The 17,120-nt window shown below is 62.6% G+C and carries 15 protein-coding genes; 7 read left to right on the top strand and 8 right to left on the bottom strand.

Annotated elements, in window-relative coordinates; all coding sequences use genetic code 11:
- The first annotated feature begins 2 nt into the window (after positions 1-2).
- The gene (locus E8E75_RS01945; RefSeq protein ID WP_280357842.1) at positions 3-884 is read left to right on the top strand and encodes a metal-dependent hydrolase; all 882 of its coding nucleotides are present in this window, start codon (positions 3-5) and stop codon (positions 882-884) included.
- Between the two features lie 220 nt (positions 885-1,104).
- On the opposite strand, the gene rmuC is transcribed toward E8E75_RS01945, so the two are convergent.
- Positions 1,105-2,469 (bottom strand): DNA recombination protein RmuC, encoded by a 1,365-nt coding sequence (rmuC, locus tag E8E75_RS01940; protein WP_178123548.1) that lies wholly within the window; start codon positions 2,467-2,469, stop codon positions 1,105-1,107.
- A gap of 166 nt (positions 2,470-2,635) precedes the next feature.
- Positions 2,636-3,046 (bottom strand): SEL1-like repeat protein, encoded by a 411-nt coding sequence (locus tag E8E75_RS01935; protein WP_120654994.1) that lies wholly within the window; start codon positions 3,044-3,046, stop codon positions 2,636-2,638.
- A gap of 574 nt (positions 3,047-3,620) precedes the next feature.
- On the opposite strand from E8E75_RS01935, the gene E8E75_RS01930 reads away from it, so the two are divergent.
- Positions 3,621-4,103, top strand: a complete 483-nt coding sequence (locus E8E75_RS01930) for a GreA/GreB family elongation factor (protein WP_120654993.1) — start codon at positions 3,621-3,623, stop codon at positions 4,101-4,103.
- 29 nt (positions 4,104-4,132) lie between these two features.
- Positions 4,133-4,537, top strand: coding sequence for a hypothetical protein (locus tag E8E75_RS01925; RefSeq protein WP_120654992.1), 405 nt, complete (start codon positions 4,133-4,135; stop codon positions 4,535-4,537).
- A 486-nt stretch (positions 4,538-5,023) separates the two neighbouring features.
- Here the strand turns inward: E8E75_RS01925 and E8E75_RS01920 are convergent, their stop codons facing one another.
- From E8E75_RS01920 to E8E75_RS01905, 4 genes are all read right to left on the bottom strand, one after another.
- Positions 5,024-8,104, bottom strand: a complete 3,081-nt coding sequence (locus E8E75_RS01920) for an error-prone DNA polymerase (protein ID WP_153920928.1) — start codon at positions 8,102-8,104, stop codon at positions 5,024-5,026.
- Positions 8,101-9,516, bottom strand: coding sequence for a DNA polymerase Y family protein (locus E8E75_RS01915; RefSeq protein WP_120654989.1), 1,416 nt, complete (start codon positions 9,514-9,516; stop codon positions 8,101-8,103). The genes E8E75_RS01920 and E8E75_RS01915 overlap by 4 nt, the downstream gene beginning before the upstream one ends.
- A 7-nt stretch (positions 9,517-9,523) precedes the next feature.
- Entirely contained in the window at positions 9,524-10,138 is a 615-nt protein-coding gene (imuA, locus tag E8E75_RS01910; protein ID WP_120654988.1) for a translesion DNA synthesis-associated protein ImuA, read from the bottom strand.
- 207 nt (positions 10,139-10,345) lie between these two features.
- Positions 10,346-11,959 carry a M28 family metallopeptidase gene (locus E8E75_RS01905; protein ID WP_153920926.1) on the bottom strand — a complete coding sequence of 538 codons (1,614 nt, stop codon included), beginning with the start codon at positions 11,957-11,959 and terminating at the stop codon, positions 10,346-10,348.
- Between the two features lie 283 nt (positions 11,960-12,242).
- On the opposite strand from E8E75_RS01905, the gene E8E75_RS01900 reads away from it, so the two are divergent.
- On the top strand, positions 12,243-12,944 hold the full coding sequence (locus E8E75_RS01900) for an SOS response-associated peptidase (protein ID WP_153920924.1): 702 nt from the start codon (positions 12,243-12,245) through the stop codon (positions 12,942-12,944).
- An 18-nt stretch (positions 12,945-12,962) separates the two neighbouring features.
- Here the strand turns inward: E8E75_RS01900 and E8E75_RS01895 are convergent, their stop codons facing one another.
- Positions 12,963-13,205, bottom strand: a complete 243-nt coding sequence (locus tag E8E75_RS01895; RefSeq protein ID WP_153920922.1) for a hypothetical protein — start codon at positions 13,203-13,205, stop codon at positions 12,963-12,965.
- 291 nt (positions 13,206-13,496) lie between these two features.
- On the opposite strand from E8E75_RS01895, the gene E8E75_RS01890 reads away from it, so the two are divergent.
- Positions 13,497-13,886, top strand: coding sequence for a hypothetical protein (locus tag E8E75_RS01890; RefSeq protein ID WP_120654985.1), 390 nt, complete (start codon positions 13,497-13,499; stop codon positions 13,884-13,886).
- A 95-nt stretch (positions 13,887-13,981) separates the two neighbouring features.
- Here E8E75_RS01890 and E8E75_RS01885 read toward each other — a convergent pair whose 3' ends face one another.
- A complete protein-coding gene (locus E8E75_RS01885; protein WP_153920920.1) occupies positions 13,982-14,896 on the bottom strand; it encodes a LysR family transcriptional regulator in 915 nt (304 codons plus the stop codon).
- Between the two features lie 112 nt (positions 14,897-15,008).
- Between E8E75_RS01885 and E8E75_RS01880 the strand changes: the two genes are divergently transcribed.
- Together E8E75_RS01880 and E8E75_RS01875 are read left to right on the top strand one after the other, a co-directional pair.
- Positions 15,009-15,449 carry a carboxymuconolactone decarboxylase family protein gene (locus E8E75_RS01880; protein WP_120654983.1) on the top strand — a complete coding sequence of 147 codons (441 nt, stop codon included), beginning with the start codon at positions 15,009-15,011 and terminating at the stop codon, positions 15,447-15,449.
- Between the two features lie 475 nt (positions 15,450-15,924).
- A complete protein-coding gene (locus E8E75_RS01875) occupies positions 15,925-17,097 on the top strand; it encodes an efflux RND transporter periplasmic adaptor subunit (RefSeq protein WP_153920918.1) in 1,173 nt (390 codons plus the stop codon).
- Positions 17,098-17,120 lie beyond the last annotated feature (23 nt).

Here is a 17,120-nt window from a genome sequence, read left to right as displayed (position 1 = left end):
CCGTGAACCAACAGCATCACCGCCTCGAACAGCGCAAGGTGCGCTTCGACTTCGCCGACACGCCGCTGCACTGGGTGCCGGGCGAGCCGGAGGCCTCGCACATCATGAATACCCTGCACCTGATTCTGCCGGCGGGAGAGTTCTGGTTTTGCCGGGTGTACAACAAGGCCTTGCCACTGATCACCGATGAGCACCTGCGCGAGGATGTGCGCGGGTTCGTGCGCCAGGAAGCGCAGCACGCCCGCGCCCATGACAGTGCGCTGGCGCCTTATCTGGAACGCCATGGCATCGATCCCTCGCCGTTCACCCGAGGCATCTACTGGCTGTTCGAGAAAGTGCTGTGCGACTACCCATTGGGCGAAAGCGCCATCACCCGCTGGCTGCAACCCTGGTGGTTGCGCCAGAGGGTCGGACTGATCGCCGCTGTGGAGCATTTCACCTGTGTGCTGGGCAACTGGATCATCACCACTCGGAGCCTGGACGATGCCGACCCGGTCATGCTCGACCTGTTGCGCTGGCATGGTGCCGAGGAAGTGGAACACCGCTGCGTGGCTCACGACCTGCACGTGCATCTCAAGGGCAGCCTGCTGATGCGCTGGTTCTACATGCTGGTGGCCAGCGGCGCGCTGATCTTCCTGTTCAGCCGCTCCATGCGCACGTTGATGCGCCAGGACCCGTCCACTCGCAACCACCGTGGCTTCCTGCGCTTGTGGCATGCCCTGGGCAAGCGCGACATGCTTCCGCCGATGGGTAGCATTGGCGTGGCGGTATTGCGGTACTTCAGGCCGGACTTCCACCCCCGTACCGAAGGTGACCTGCAAGTGGCGCTGGATTACCTGGCCAGTTCACCGGCCGCACAACGTGCGGCGGCGGAGGCGGGCTGAACTATAGGGACCAATTCATTCGCGATGCGAGTGGCACAGCGGCTGTGAGTAATCGCCCTCACCCCAACCCTCTCCTAGAGGGAGAGGGGGCTGCACGCGCATGCCTCTGGCCGGGTGATCATCCTGTAGGAGCGAATTCATTCGCGATGCGGCCCGCAGGGCTGCCGTAGGTTGGTGCCGAGCGTGCGATGCCCAGCGATCGGGCTCAACCTGCGGGACCTCAACCCTCTATCTGCTCATCCAGCAGCGGCAAACCGGCTGCCCGCTCGAGCAGGTCATTGGGAATACTCTTGCTCGCACGAGCGCCCAGGAGCTTGAGGTTTTCCACACGGCTGATCAGGTTGCCGCGACCTTCCACCAGCTTGTTGCGCGCGTTGGCGTAGGCCTTGTCGAGTTGTTGCAGGCGGCTGCCCATCTCGTCCAGGTCCTGGACGAAGGCGACGAACTTGTCATAGAGCGCACCGGCGCGTTCGGCGATCTCGCGGGCGTTCTGGCTCTGCCGTTCCTGGCGCCACAGGCTGTCGATCACCCGCAGGGTAGCCAACAGAGTGGTTGGGCTGACGATCACGATGTGCTGCTCGAAGGCTTCCTGGAACAGGCCCGGATCGGCCTGGAGAGCCGCGGCGAAGGCAGCCTCGATGGGCACGAAGAGCAATACGAAATCCAGGCTGTGTAGCCCTTCCAGACGCTGGTAGTCCTTCACCGACAGACCTTTCAGGTGACTGCGCAGGGACAGTACATGCTGCTTCAGGGCCTGGCTGCGGGTGGCCTCATCATCGGCGGCGATCAGCGTCTGATAGGCAGTGAGGCTGACCTTGGCGTCCACCACCACCTGCTTGTCCCCGGGAAGCTGGATCAGCACGTCGGGCTGGAAGCGTTCGCCCTCGGCGCTCTTCAGGCTGACCTGGGTCTGGTATTCCCGCCCCTTTTCCAGACCGGCGTGTTCCAGTACCCGTTCCAGCACAAGCTCGCCCCAGTTGCCCTGGGTCTTCTGGCCCTTCAGGGCACGAGTGAGGTTGGTGGCTTCGTCGCCCAGGCGCTGGTTGAGCTGTTGCAGGCGCTCCAGTTCCTTGCCGAGGGAGAAACGCTCGCGCGCTTCCTGTTGATAGCTTTCCTCTACCCGCTTCTCGAAGGCCTGGATGCGCTCCTTGAGCGGGTCGAGCAACTGGCCGAGGCGCTGCTGGCTGGTTTCGGCGAAACGCTGCTCGCGCTCGTCGAAGATCTTCCCGGCCAGTTCCGCGAATTGCGCACGCAGATCATCACGGGCTGCCTGCAAGTCGCCAAGGCGCTGTTCGTGCGCCTCGCGCTGCTCGCGCAGTTCGGCTTCCAGGCCAGCACGGTCGGCGTCCAGGCGACGCAGTTCGGCATCCTTGCGCTCGCGTTCCTGGTTCCAGGCCAGCAAGGCTTCGCGGGCACTCTGGCGTTCCACGCCGAGCAATTCGGCCTCACGTCGCAGGGCGGCCAGCTCGGCCTGCTGGGCGGCATTGAGCTGGCTGAGTTCGCGGTTCTCGTCGCGGCTGTCGTCCAGTTGCACGGCCAGGCCATCCTGGGCCAGCTGGGCATTGGCCAGGCGCTCTTCGAGCAGGGTCTGTTCGGTTTGCAGGGTGGTGAGTTTGCGCTGCTGTTGCCAGGCCAGGCCCAGCAGGGGTACGGCGGCGGCCAGCAGGCCGATCAACAGGTTGGGGATATCTAGGGGCATGAGCGGCTCCGCGCTGGAATGCCGGGAGTATACCCAGCGGCGCGCGGCGCGATCAGGATTGCAGCGAGAGTCCGTTGAGCAGACGTTCGGCTTCGTGGGAACCCTGGGCGGCGGCCTGTTCCAGCCAGTGCCGGGCCTGTTCCGGCTCGTTGATGCGCGGCTGGCTGCACAGGCGACCCAGTTCGAGTTGCGCACGACGGTCGCCGGCGCGGGCGGCCTGGCGCAGCATGTCCAGGCCGATGCGGCGGTCACGCTGGTTGCCGCAATCGCGGCAGAGCATTTGCCCCAGGCGGCTTTGTGCCGCGACCACGCCTTCTCGCGCCGGTTGCTTGAGCAGGTTGCCGGCGATGCGCTTCACGCTTGGTGCCTGGCCCAGGCGCGGGTTGTCCAGCAGCCAGAGAGCGACTCGGGTCGGCAGGGTTTGCGGGTTGGCAACGGACTGGGCGGGGACGCGATACTTCATGAAACGGGGCAGGTAGCCGGAAAGGCGCGCAACTCTACTCCTTTTTTTTGACAGGTAAAGTCTTGCAATTGCCGCAGGTCGCGTTCTAGAGCAAGTGCTCGGGACAATCCACAGAACCTGTGGATAACTCTGTGAAGAAGATGCTCGAAACGTCACCAAGTGCTCATGGATCGTGGCCTGCGCTCAAACTGACGATTTTTTCACCAATTATAAAATTCCTTATTTTTCATGCAGTTACGTACAGGTCACTGAGAATCAAGCGCTTACGGAGCTTTTCGTGCGCGTTTTGCGAGCCTGCTTCCCAACTGTGCACAACTTGAAGCTGTCAAGACCTAACGCGCCCTGTTAAAGGGCATTTACCTCCGAAAAGCGCCTGGAACCTGTGTTGCACGGGCGTTCCAGACTGCGACGAATGGCAAGTAAAAGGGTCTGTGGAGCCCCTCCTGAAGCTGGTACGGACGTACTTCTGCGCCAACTCTGTGCACAAGTTTGCCCACGTCTTGTACGGATCCCTTTCCCGCAACCCCATGAAGGCTCTTAGAATGCTCGGCCTCCCCATCGAACGCGTCTGCCCATGGACAAGACCCGCATCCATCGCCTGATCCTCGACAAGCTCGCCGTCGACCTGCAACTGCTGCAGCGAGCGGCGCAGGCCGCCTACGAGGCGGCGACCCACGAGGAAAACATCGCCGAGAACAAGTACGACACCCTTGGCCTGGAAGCCTCGTACCTGGCCACCGGCCAGGCGCGTCGTGCCGCCGAGATCAAACATGCGCTGGGTCTGTTCGAAAACCTCAGCCTGCGCCCTTTCGACCCGGCACGCGGCATCCAGCTCAGCGCCCTTGTGCTGCTGGCGGCGGAGGACGGTAGCGAGCAACGGCTGTTCCTCGGTCCTGAGGCCGCTGGCCTGAAGGTGGTGGACGCGGGTGAGGAAATCACCGTGATCAGCCCTCGTTCCCCGCTGGGCCAGGCCTTGCTTGGCAAGGTCGAAGGCGCCGAGGTGACACTCACAATCGGCAATAGCCAGCAGACCTTCGAGGTGCTGGAGGTAAACTGAATCCTGCCGCCCAACGCTTCGGAGGCTCCATGGATCGCCCACGTCGCATCCTGCGCATCAGCTTCAATCCCCTGGTCCTGACCCTCAGTGTCGCCTTGGGCGTATGGCTCGGTTTCATCGCCATCGGCCTGACCACCTACCTCGGCTACCGGCTCTACATGGCCGATAACGAGGCGCCGACAGCCCAGGTCTTCACCCCGCCCCCTGCTCCACCACAACCAGCACCTGCGCCAGTACCGCCAGGCCCGGGCGAAGAGCGTCTGCAGAAGTACGAAGAGAACTACAACGCCACCCAGCGTGCGGACAACGAACGCCTGGAACGGCTGGAGGATCAACGCCGACTGAACGACGCCAAGTGCCAGTTCTGGACCGAGCAGTACCGCAATGCACCGACCGAGAAGGCCAAGCGCAACATGGATCAGGAGTGCGGATAGGCGTCTCGTCAGATTCCATCGTGCCAGCCGACCAAAGGCAGCCGGCTTCAAGTGGTCGTCACAATGGCGCGGCTAGACTCAGGGCGTGCGCTTTCCACTTTGGCGCCAGAGGCGGTTTGCAATGGGTCCCGAAATCTTCATAGCCCTGATGATCATGGGTTGGCTGCTGGCAGCGGTCGCGTTGCTCTGGGCCATGCTCAGAATCTCCCACCATCACCACCATCACGGCCGGCCTTCGCCGCCCCACTCCGCCCGTTCGTTCCGGCGGCACAAGGCGAAGCACGCACCGGTTACTCCGCACTGACAACAAGTCCGCAATCACCTGACGGCAACCTTGTGGGAGCGAATTCATTCGCGAATGAATTCGCTCCCACAAATGTCGTGTATCGCACGGTGATCTTCGCCGCTCCATCGAAGGTTTTCCTGGTGCATTGGCGGACATGAAAAGCGATATCCACTCGACAGATAGGCGCGATCTGCACCGATCTAGTGGAAATCCCGGCTTCTCACATCGAGACCGCTGAGCAGTGGCGTCAGGTCGCCAAGGCGCCGGGCGATGAGATGACGCACCCCCTCCACCGACTCCAGACGGCCATCCACTTGCAGCAGCTGTGAACCGACCAGCACGCGGCGCTGGCGCTCGGCCAGGTCGTGCCAGACCACCACATTGACCATGCCGAACTCGTCTTCCAGGGTCACGAAGATCACCCCGCTGGCTGTCTGCGGGCGCTGGCGGCCGACCACCAGGCCGGCAACGCTGGCGTTCCGTCCGTGCTCCAGTGTCAGCAGTTCCCGCGAGCTGCGGCAACGTCGCTTACGCAGTTCGCCGCGTAGCATGGCCATCGGATGCGGCCCAAGGGTGGTGCCCAGCGTGGCGTAGTCGGTCAGCATGTCCTCACCCACGCTGGGCAGCGGCAAGGGCACCTGTGTTTCCTCCTGCTCCGGAAGGTCGGCGAAGAGCGGCGCCTGCACCTCCACCCCGGCCACCGCCCAGCGCGCCCGGTGACGGTGCCCGGCCAGGCTACGCAGGGCACCGGAGTCGGCCAGCAGTTCGCGGGCGCGGGCATCCAGACGGGCGCGCTGGATGAGGTCGCCAACGCTACTGAACGGACTCGCCTGCCGTGCCTCCTCGATACGTCGTGCGTCGTCCTCACGAAATCCTCGCACCATGCGCAACCCAAGGCGGATGGCCAGATCGCTCCCCTGCTCCAGGGGTTCCAGGGAGCAGTCCCATTGGGAATGCCGCACATCCACCGGACGCACTTCGAGGCCATGCCGACGGGCATCCTGCAGCACCTGATCGGGGCTGTAGAAGCCCATGGGCCAGCTGTTGATCAGGGCGCAGGCATAGGCAGCCGGCTCATGGCATTTCAGCCAGCAACTGGCGTAGGTGAGCAGAGCGAAGCTGGCGGCGTGGGATTCGGGGAAGCCATAGCTGCCGAAGCCTTTGATCTGCTCGAATATCTGGTCGATGAACTCCTGTTCATAGCCCTTGGCACGCATTCGCGACGTCAGGCGCTGGCGGTGGTGCTCCAGGCCGCCGTGACGCTTCCAGGCCGCCATGTTGCGACGCAGTTCGTCGGCCTCGCCTGGGCTGTAGTCGGCGGCGACCATGGCCAGTTGCATCACCTGTTCCTGGAACAACGGCACGCCCAGGGTGCGCTGGAATACAGGAACCAGTTCCCTGGAGGGGTACTTCACCTCCTCCAACCCATTACGCCTGCGCAAGTAGGGATGGACCATGTTGCCCTGGATGGGGCCCGGCCGGACGATGGCGACCTGGATCACCAGGTCGTAGAAGGTCCTCGGCTTCAGGCGCGGCAGCATGGACATCTGTGCCCGCGACTCGATCTGGAATACGCCGATGGTGTCGGCGCGACCGATCATCTCGTAGGTGGCGGTGTCTTCCTTGGGCAAGGTGGCCAGGGTCCAGCGGGTGCCGCGGTAGTGTTCGATCAGGCCGAAGCAACGGCGCAGGGCACTGAGCATGCCCAGCGCCAGCACATCAACCTTGAGCAGCCCGACCAGGTCGAGGTCGTCCTTGTCCCACTGGATCACGGTGCGTTCGGCCATGCTGGCGTTCTCCACCGGGACCAGGCAGTCCAGCGGCGCTTCGGAAATCACGAAGCCGCCGGGATGCTGCGACAAGTGGCGAGGAAAGCCGATCAGGTCACTGGTCAGCGCCAGCACCCGACGCAACACCGGGCTCTCAGGGTCGAAACCCACCTCGCGCAGACGCTCCGCCGAGGGCGCCTTATCGCTCCAGCTGCCACAGCAGTCGGCCAGCGCATTGACCTGGTCCGGCGGCAGGCCGAGGGCCTTGGCTACATCACGCACGGCACCGGCACCGTGGTAGGTGTTGACCACGGCGGTGAGCGCCGCCCTGCCCCGGCCATAGCGGCGGAACAGGTACTGGATGACCTCTTCGCGGCGCTCGTGCTCGAAGTCGACGTCGATATCCGGCGGCTCGTTGCGTTCCCGGGACATGAAGCGCTCGAACAGGAGTTCGGTGAAACCACAGGGGTCCAGCTCGGTTATCCCCAGGGCGAAGCACACCACCGAGTTGGCCGCCGAGCCTCGCCCCTGGCAGAGAATGTGCCGACTGCGGGCGAACTCGACGATGTCGTACACCGTGAGGAAGTAGCTCTCGTAACCCAGCTCGCCGATCAGCGCGAGCTCCTTCTCCACCAGCGCCCGCGCCTTCGGCGGCACACCGTCCGGCCAGCGCTTGAGTAAACCTCTCTCCGTTTCGTTGCGCAGCCAACTGCCCGGGCTGTGACCTTCCGGCACCAGCTCGCGGGGATACTGATAGTTCAGTTGTCCGAGGTTGAAAGCACAGCGGTGGGCGATGCGTACCGATTCGGCCAGCAGGTGGGCCGGGTACAGGCTGGCCAGCACCTCGCGGCGGCGCAGGTGCCGTTCGCCATTGGGAAAGAGCCGGTAGCCGGCATCCGCCACCGTACAGTGATGGCGCACGGCGGTCATGCAATCCTGCAAGGCCCTGCGGCCTCGGGCATGCATATGCACATCGCCGGTTGCCACGGGTGGGATGCCAAGGCGCTCGGCCAGGGCCAACAGGCCCGTCAGGCGGCTGGCGTCGTCCGCGCCCTGGTGCAGCTCCACTGCCAGCCACAGGCGTCCGGGGAAGCACTGGCGCAGCCAGAGGCCTTCGGAATCGTCGTTTTCCCGCTCGGGTATCCAGAGGGCCAGCAGGCCGTCCATGGGTGTAGCCAAGTCACCACGCAGCAGTTGGTACTCACCCTTCTTCGCCCGTCGCCGGGCCTGGGTGATGAGACGGCAGAGGTGCTGGTAGCCCGTCAGGTCTTCCACCAGCAGCACCAGCCTGGGCCCGCCTTCGACGCGCACTTCGCTGCCGATCACCAGGGGCACTCCGGTTTCCCTGGATGCCTGCCAGGCACGCACGATGCCGGCCAGGGTGCACTCGTCGGTGATCGCCAACGCCTCATAGCCATGATCCTTGGCGCGCTGGAACAGCTCGCTGGCACTGGAAGCCCCGCGCTGGAAACTGAAGTTGGACAGGCAATGCAGCTCGGCGTAGGCGCTCATGCGAACCAACCCTGCAGCAGCAGCGGTCCCTCCCCGTTCACCAGGCGGAAGGCCCAGCCGCGCTGGCCGTTGCGGGTTTCCACCAGGTAGTAGTCGCGGCGTATATCGCCACCATCCCACCAGCCGGACTCGATCCGCTCGGGGCCGGCGAGAATGCGCACGGACGACTCCCGCAAGGCCACGGGCTCGCGCAGCAGCCAGCCGGGGCGCGGTGGACCGGGCAGGAGCGGTGCCTGCAGTGCTTCGGCGCCCAGTTGCCAGGCGCATTCGGGACGGTGATCGGCACGGGCCGCCAGGCTATGCACCGCTTCGTCCCCCAGGCGTGCGCGCAGGCGTTCGCGCAGTTGCTCCCAGGGCAGGGATTGCTGCGGGCGCTCGTCGAACAGCTCACGCCGTTCCGGCACGAAAGCCGGCAAGTCCTGTGCCTGCAGGCGGAAGGCGCGCACCGGTGCAGGCACCTGCAACTGCTCCAGGCGCCCACGCGCCAGCTCGAAGAGCATGGCCGCCTCACGTTCGGCACTGAGCAGCCCCACCGGCACCGGGGTATCGGCGAGATCACGGTGTTCCAGATAGAGCGTGAAGCGCTGCACGCCGCTGTCGCGCCCGGCGAGGAAAGCAGCCAGGTCGGCAGTGAGGCGGCGCAGGGGGAAGAGCAGTGCCTGATGGGACTCCACTTCGAAGTTCAGTTCGATGCGCAGGTCGAACTCATCCGGCGGCCGGTAATACTCCAACGCCAGCGGACGCTCGCCGAGCAGGGTGTCGACGTGCTGCAACACATCGACAGGAAAGCGTCGGGCCACGGTATCCCGTGGTAGCGCCAGCACCTGTTCCAGATTGCGCAGGCCCATGCGGGCGAAGGCGGTGGCGGTTTCCCGCGTCAGCCCCGCGCGATCCACCGGCATGCGCCCAAGCGCCTCGCGCAGATCATTCTGGCTCGTTACCGCCAGGCCATCGTAGGCATTGGCAAGCATCCGCGCCGCCGCCGGATTGGGCGCAGCGACGATGCGATGACGAAAACCTAGAGCCTCCAGTTCCCGCCGTAGCCGTGCCTCGAACCGTGGCCAGGGACCGAACAGGGCGAAGCTGGATTCCACCTCCAGCAGCAGGCAACGCGGGTAGCGCAGGCTGACCTGGGAACTGAAGCGATAGGCCCAGGCAGCGAGCAACTGCTGCCAGCGCTCGACCTCAGTCGGGTCGTACTCGACCAGAGCGAAATCACGGGTCAGGACATGCGCAGCGGTGAGCGACTGGCCAGGGCGCAACCCCAGTGCCCTGGCCGCCGGATTGAGTGCACGCAGCATGCGGCGCTGTGGCGTGCCGGTCACCAGCGCCAGGGGCGCTTCGGGGTCGGGATGGCCGCGCAGCACGCCATCCAGCGCCAACTGCGGCAGCAATATGCAAGCCCAGCGCATGGCCGCGTCATCGAGCCAGGGCGATGGGGGTCGCCGATGGAAGGCCGCCCCGGCACTTGAGCACCCGCAATTGCGCCGGCCATCCGTCGACGGCGATGCGCAAGGCCGCCGGCGAGGGGTTCAGGGCGGCCTCCAGGGGGCGATAGGCGAAGGCCAGCGTCTGGCCGGTTTCCGCGGCCACCTGCAAACGGCGCAGGGCGCGATCATCGACCTGCTGCGGCCAGCAGAGCACCGCACCGCAACTGCCGGAACGCAGGCATTGCTCGGCCGCCCAGAGGGCATCGCGCCCGCTCGCCTCCACCAGTGCCAGCCAGCGCAGGTCCACGCCTGCCGCCTGCCAGGCCTGTGGATAAGGAATATGCGGTGGCGCCACCAGCACCACGCGCTCGGCACTGGCGGTCAGCCGCGCCAAGGTGGGCCAGAGCAGGCGCAACTCACCCAGGCCCGTGGCTGGAGTGAGGATTTCGCTGAGTGCGGCTTCGGGCCAGCCACCGCCGGGCAGGACCCGATCCAGGGCGGCCAGGCCGGTGGGCTGGCAGCTGCCGGACAGCAACGCGCCGGGCTGGCCTTTCCAGACCCGCCGCTCATTGAGCAGGGCATCGAGGGCAACGACAGCGCCCATCAGCTCCACTCACTGGCAGAAGAGAAAAACGGCAGCCCCGGGGCGGGGCTGCCGAAAGGGCCAGGAACAATCATCAAGGCCATTGGGGGAAATCCTACGAATACTGTATTTATATACAGTAAATCGCAGAGACTTCCCACGGTCAATTCGGAAAAGACAGAAGGCCTGCGAAAGCACGAACTTCCCGCAGGCCAGATGCCCTTCCCGTCATTTCACGTAGTGATTACCCCAGCGCTCGGCCTGGCGCACCGACTGCTGACGCAGGGTGGTGGCACCTTTCGCCTGTTCGGCGGCCGCGGCGATCTCGTCGTCGATGATCTTCGTCGACAGTGACAGCCAACTGGTGGCGAACGCCATGGCGTCGCCGTTGATCTCCAGGGCGTTCAGGTCGATGTTGGCGGTGGTGTCGCAACCCTGGTGGTAGCACGGATCGAAGGGCTGGCCGGCAGCGCCGCCATACTTCTGTGCCTGCTCCTCGCTCTTGATATCTTCGGCGCCCGTGAACAGGCCACCGAAGGGGATGCCCACCTCGAAGAACTGTGCATAGTCGGAGCGGAAATCGATCTGGGTACCTTCGAAGGGCTCGCTGCGAAGCTTGAAGTAGGCCTCGAACAAGCGCTCGATGGCAGCAGAACCTGCCGGACCCGGCAGGCCAAAGGAGGAACCGTCGCCGTCATAGATGAAGTTGCCGAAGTTCGGCGAACCGATCATGTCGAAGTTCAGGTAGGCCTTGATCTTCTTCCGCTCCTCATCGCTCAGGCTGTTGACGTAGAACGTCGAGCCCACCAGCCCCGACTCCTCGGCGCCCCACCAGGCGAAACGCACCTTGTTCTGCGGGTGCGCCTTGCGCAGCAGTACGGCCATTTCCAGCAAGGCCGCGCTGCCCGAGCCGTTGTCGTTGATACCTGGCCCCTCGAACACCGAGTCCAGGTGCGCGCCGGCCATCACCACGTTCTTCGGATCGCCACGCCGGGTCTCCGCCACCAGGTTGAAGGTTTGTGTCTTCTCGCGAATCACATCCGCGACCATGCGCAATTGCAGGCCAGGAGTCTGGGACCAGGCCACGCCGTTGTCATAGGTGGCGAACAGCACCGGGATGCCACCCTCGTAGGTGTCTCCCAGGGTGACGTTCTCAAGGCCCTTGCGGTCCTCGGTGTTGCCCTGGTTGAAGATGATCACGCCCGCCGCACCTGCAGCCGCGGCATTCTCCGCCTTCAGCTCGAAGTTGCAGCTGCCGCGTTGGACCAGAGCGATGGCGCCGCTGGGAAAGCCAGCGAAATCTTCCGCCTCGCAGCCGCTGGTGGAGGTATTGCCGGCCCCGAGGGACAGGTCCACCGCCACGACCGGCGCGCTGACATCACCGGGGTCGGTCTGCGACAGGTAGTTGAAGTCCTCCTCCCAGACGTAGTCGGCCGGCTGCGGCACCAGTGCCTGCAGGGTGCCCGGTCCCTTCGGGAAGAAGGCGGTGAAGGGGAAGGGTTGAACCCGCACCTGGTAGCCGGCGTGTTCCAGCGTCTTCTTCACGTAATCGATCGAAGCCTGGTAGCCCGGCAGGCCGGCCGCGCGGTTGCCATCGTTGAGCGTGGCGATGTCCTGCAACTGCTGCAGGCGGTGCATCACATTACCCGCCTCCAGACAACGCGGCAGGCCCAAGGGCGTACCGACCAGCAAAGGCGATTTGCAAATGGCGGGGTTGGGTTTGCCGGGACTCCAGAATTCGCCGAAGGCATCGCCATCGGCAGCCGGCGCAGCAAGGGTGGAAGTTGAAGCGGCAAGAAACAGGGAACCAACAACACGTCTGACGTTGTACTTGTGGGTCATGACTTCAATCCTTTTGAAGTTGTTGTAGGTGGCCTGCCATGGCATTGCGCCACTGTCCTGTACGGCTTCCTCGGGGGCAGACCTAGGAGAACAGACTGGCGCAAGGTCATTCGGTTCTTCCGAGTGCGTGTAAAAAACGTGCAGTTTGTCGCCTTTTACGAGGAAGATCGCAGGAGATACGCCATCAATTAGCCAGCAAACGGATGGCCACCTCGCATCACTCAAACTTCGGGGAATGCACAGGCTCTATGCTGTAACCACTGCCCGCGACAGGACCCCGCACATGTGTGGACGCTATGTCAGCCCCTCCGAGCGTGCCATCGAAGACTACTGGCATATCGGTGCCCGGGACTCGGGACGCTGGATCCAGAGCTTCAATGTTGCGCCCACTACCCAAGTGCCCTTATTGCGCCTTGACCGGCAAGGCGAACTGGAGCTGATTCCCGCACGCTGGGGACTGATACCGTCCTGGTGGACAGAGGAAAAGCCTCCACTGCATGCCGTCTTCGCTCGCAGTGAAGAAGCCGCCAGCAAGCCGCTGTGGCGCCAGGGCTTGCGCAGCCAGCGCTGCCTGATGCCCGCCCAGGGCTGGTATGAATGGAACCCCCAGGAGCAAGTACGCAATGCCCGCGGCCGCCTGGTACATCAGCCCTACTACCTCTACAGCCCGAACGACCCGATGCTGGCGATTGCCGCCATCTGGGCCTCCTGGACAGGCCCGGACGGACAGGAAGTCATCTCCTGCGCCCTTCTCACCCGGGATGCAGCGCCCTCCATCAGCGCCATTCACAACCGCATGCCCGTAATACTTCCCCAGGAGCAGTTCAGTCCGTGGCTCAGCCCCGGCACCAAGGAGGAACAAGTTCACCAAGCCATCGGCCAGGCGCGCGGAGATTTCACCGGGCACGCGGTTTCCACACGTGTGAACAGTGCACAGAACGATGATGAGCAGTTGATCGAGGCGATTGCCGAACCCGAATCCTGAGCTGGAGACAGCCCGAGCCTATTCGCCAGCTACCAGCCGCAATCGCACGGGGGCCGGTAGTCGGCTGTCGATGTACGAATAGAGAGTCGCGTACGCACTGATCGCAATGCGCTCGCACAGAATGAGCCGCGTGAATTCCGCCATCTGGTCATCCGACCATGGGACTGCTGCTTCTTCCAGGAAGGCCACCATGGCGATGTGCGCGGCAGATACGTTGAGCGAGAGCTGACGCAGCTCCGCCCAGTAAACCGGTTCGATCACGAATCGCTCCTGGTGCATCACATAGCCAGATGCACCTAATTAGCGATAGCGCACCCGACATCAATGTTCCAGGGAACTGGCAAAATTCTGACGGAGAACCACATTCTTCGAATCGGCCTCTCCTTCTCCCCGTCGCCTAAGGAAAAACGGGAATACACTTATCCGGGACAGGCAGTGGCCACCTGGGCAAAGGATGCCCCCTCCTGTCGTGGCCTCCGCTCCAGGCGCCCTGCCTCAACGACCAGCCAGCAAATGCCGGCTGGCCACCCGCCCCAGCCTGGAGCAACAGCCATGAACCACACTCACCCTGGCCTCTCTTCAGCATCCCTTCGCAACGGCAGTATCCTGATTCTCTCCACCCTGCTGATCGCAACAGGCTGTAGCACTCACAACCCCGACATACGATCCAGCCGCGACGGGACATCCGGCGTCACCAGCCAGGCAAATCCGGATTACCTGAACTGCGTGAAAGGCGAAATCCGTCAGGATGTCCGGACCTTTACCTCGGAAGAAAACGGCAAGACACTGCTGTTCGTTGGCGATACCGACCCGGCCAAGGCCTCCGGCCTGGTCGAGCTCTCCAGTGGCCAGGGCCCGACACAGTACTCCGTGTATCAACGCAACGCCTGGCAGGACAAAGGCAGGCTGATCAATGCCGCGCGGATGTGCTCCAGCGCCTGAGACTCATGCGCTTTCTTGCTTGAGAAGCTGAAGAGGAGAACCCCCGCAGGCCAATGGTCTGCGGGGGTTTTCATATAGCGACCGAAGGTTCAGGCCTACAACTTCCAGAGCGGGTCGCTTGCCATCAGCGCCGCCGCCCAATCGGCGAATACCCGTACCCTGGCCGACAGGTGTCGTGAGTATGGGTACACGAGACTGATCGGCATGCTGCCCAGTGCCCAGCCAGACAACACCTCAACCAGCTTCCCTGTCTGAAGGTGCGGACTGGCTTCGGCAAGCGGGACTGAAACGATGCCAAGCCCTGCCAGGCCCGCCGTTATGTACGCACCACCATTGTTGAAACGCATCGCTGGCAACTGGTCGACCGTGAAGCTTTCATCGCCCCGCCGGAGCACGGGGGTCATCTGCTTGCCTGAGCCCGGAAAGGTGAAACCGAGATACCGGTGCTGCAGCAAATCGCCCGGCTCAAGTATCGGCACCGAGTCGCTTAGATAAGCCGGCGATGCACAAAGGCAAAACCGCATTTGCCCAACGGGACGACACACCAGCCCCTGATCCGCGACCGGCCCGCCCCGGAACGCGCAGTCGATGCCTTCCTGCACGAGGTCGACCACGCGCTCGCTGCAACCTATGTCCAGTTGGATTTGCGGATGGAGCGTCGCGAAGTCAGGCAGCGACGGGATGATGAGGCATGCACCGACCGGCGAAGGCATCTCGACCCTCACCCTCCCCCGCGCCACGCTGCGACTTTGCGCAACCGAGGCTTCAAGTTCATCGAGGTCATCCAGTACCGCACGTGCGCGCTCATAGTAGGCGGCGCCATCAGTGGTCGGGGTCACCCTTCGGGTGGTTCTGTGCAGCAGCTTCACGCCCAGTAGCGATTCAAGCCCCTGGATCTGCCCGGAAATCGTTGTCTTCGCCACGCTCAGCGACTCCGCTGCACCGGTGAAGCTTCCCACTTCGACAATGCGGCAGAACGCGCGCATTGCCTCTAATCGATCAAAAGCCATGACTGTCCGACTTTACGCACAATGAAAACGATATTACCCAATTTATCCATGCACCATCACCCAATAAAGTGACTCCACGGCCGAAATTCTTCGGTTACCTGGAGAGTGAAAAATGAGCTCGAAACGCCTCAATTACTACCAAGCCGCTCCTCAAGCCATGAAAGCCATGCTTGGCCTCGAGAAAGCCGCTTCCGAATCGATCCTCCCGCGCTCCCTGCGCGAGTTGGTGCGTATCCGAGCTTCGCAGATCAACGGCTGCGCCTACTGCGTCGATATGCACACCACTGATGCGAGCAAGGAAGGCGAAACCCTTCGGCGCCTGATGGCGGTCAGCACATGGAAGGAAACGCCGTTCTTCGACGAACGCGAACGCGCCGCCCTGCTGTGGACCGAAACACTGACCCTGGTTGCAGCCACGCATGCGCCGGACGACATCTACGAAAAAGTGGCCGCCGTGTTCAGCGACCAGGAGTTGGCCGAACTGACCTTCGTCATCGCCGCCATCAATGCCTGGAATCGGTTTGGCGTTGGCTTCGCCATGCAACCGGAGTGAACGCCATGAAACCGGCTTTTCTGGCCATAGGTTTATTGGGCCAGTTGGAGAAGCAAGTACAGGTTTCGCCGGCAACAGTTAAAAGTTAACCGAACTCAACTCACTACAAGTGCATTCCGAGTGGCAAACATCCGAGGAAGATTGCTGCTTGGCCACCTTTTGCCTGGAGATCGTCATGAAATTTCTCAAGCTTGTTTTTCTTTGCGCAGTAGTTGGAGTTTCAGCACCTGTTTTTGCAGAAGGAGGCAGTGATCGACTGATTGAACGAATCGACTCTCTCCACTCTGCTGCCACTCGCAACTAGACGGAATCGGCAAAGATTGCGACGGCCGTCAAATCACTCGGAAACGCCAACGCCATGGACGGTTCCAAGCATCAGGAAAATTCGCTGGGCGCTTTTATCGCAGTTCGATGAGCAGAAACTTGCCTGTAACCACTACCGACCCCGCAGGAAAGATGCGGGCGGAGAATTATCATGATCACTCTCCCCCACTACAGAAGAATCTCGGACCGGGCAATTCGCTCATTTACCGGCGATAAGGCCCCGGCCTTGGCGTTGATTGCAGCAATGTCGCTCGTGCTCGGCGCTTGCAAGGAAGGCGCAGCAGATACAGCGGTGCCAAGCGCGGCACCCACCGTTGATGTCGCGCGAGTCGTGCATAAGGAAACTCAGCAATGGAATGAATTCAACGGGCGAATCGCAGCCACCGACGCTGTTGAAATCCGCCCTCGGGTAAGTGGCTATATCCGCCAGACCGCGTTTGAAGAAGGAAGTGAAGTCAAGCGGGGCGACTTGCTGTTTGAAATTGATCCACGTCCCTTCGAGGCTGAATTGAACAGTGCGCTGGCGCGCCTGGAACAGGCCCAGGCGGCACTGACACTGGCCCAGGCCCAGGACAAGCGCGCTCAGCGATTGCTGCCGACAAGCGCCATTTCCCGGGATGCCGCCGATACCAAACGTGCTGCCCGGGTTCAAAGTGAAGCCTTGGTAAGGGAAGCGAAGGCCGCGGTTGCCGTGGCGAAGCTGAATGTGGAATTCACCAAGGTCCGAGCCCCGATCGATGGCAAAGTAAGCAATGCATTGCTGACACTCGGAAACCTTGCCATTGCAGATCAGTCGGTGCTGACCAGAGTCGTCTCAATCAACCCCATTTATGTTTACTTCGACCCGGATGAAAAGAGTTTCCTTAACTACACACAAAAGAGTCAGGAAACACACAAGACGAGTTTTCCTGTGCGTATTGGCCTGGCCAACGAGGAAGGCTTTCCCCACTCGGGCACAGCCGACTTCCTGGACAACGTCCTCGATCCGCAGACGGGCACAATCCGCGCACGCGCAACGCTGGATAACTCCCACCGAAAGTTCACTCCAGGCCTCTTTGCAAGAGTTCAATTGGCAAACAATGAAAAGACGGATGCCATTCTTATTGACGACAAGGCGATCCTGACTGATCAGAACAAGAAATATGTCTATGTGCTGGCAACGGACAATACGGTCAGCCGGAAAGATATCGTTCTCGGAAAACTTACAGAAGAAGGGCTTCGTATCGTTGCGAAAGGGCTTTCTAAAGATGACCGCATCGTAGTCAACGGCTTGCACAGATCCAGCCCGGGTGCAGTCGTTACACCCGTTGAAGTCACCATGTAAACCACAGAAAGAACGGTGGTCAG

It is taken from the genome of Pseudomonas sp. BN606, from assembly GCF_029873115.1.
Classification (GTDB): Bacteria; Pseudomonadota; Gammaproteobacteria; order Pseudomonadales; family Pseudomonadaceae; genus Metapseudomonas.
Note: the sequence above shows the minus strand (reverse complement) of the source record. Positions and strands in the feature narration are given on the sequence as shown.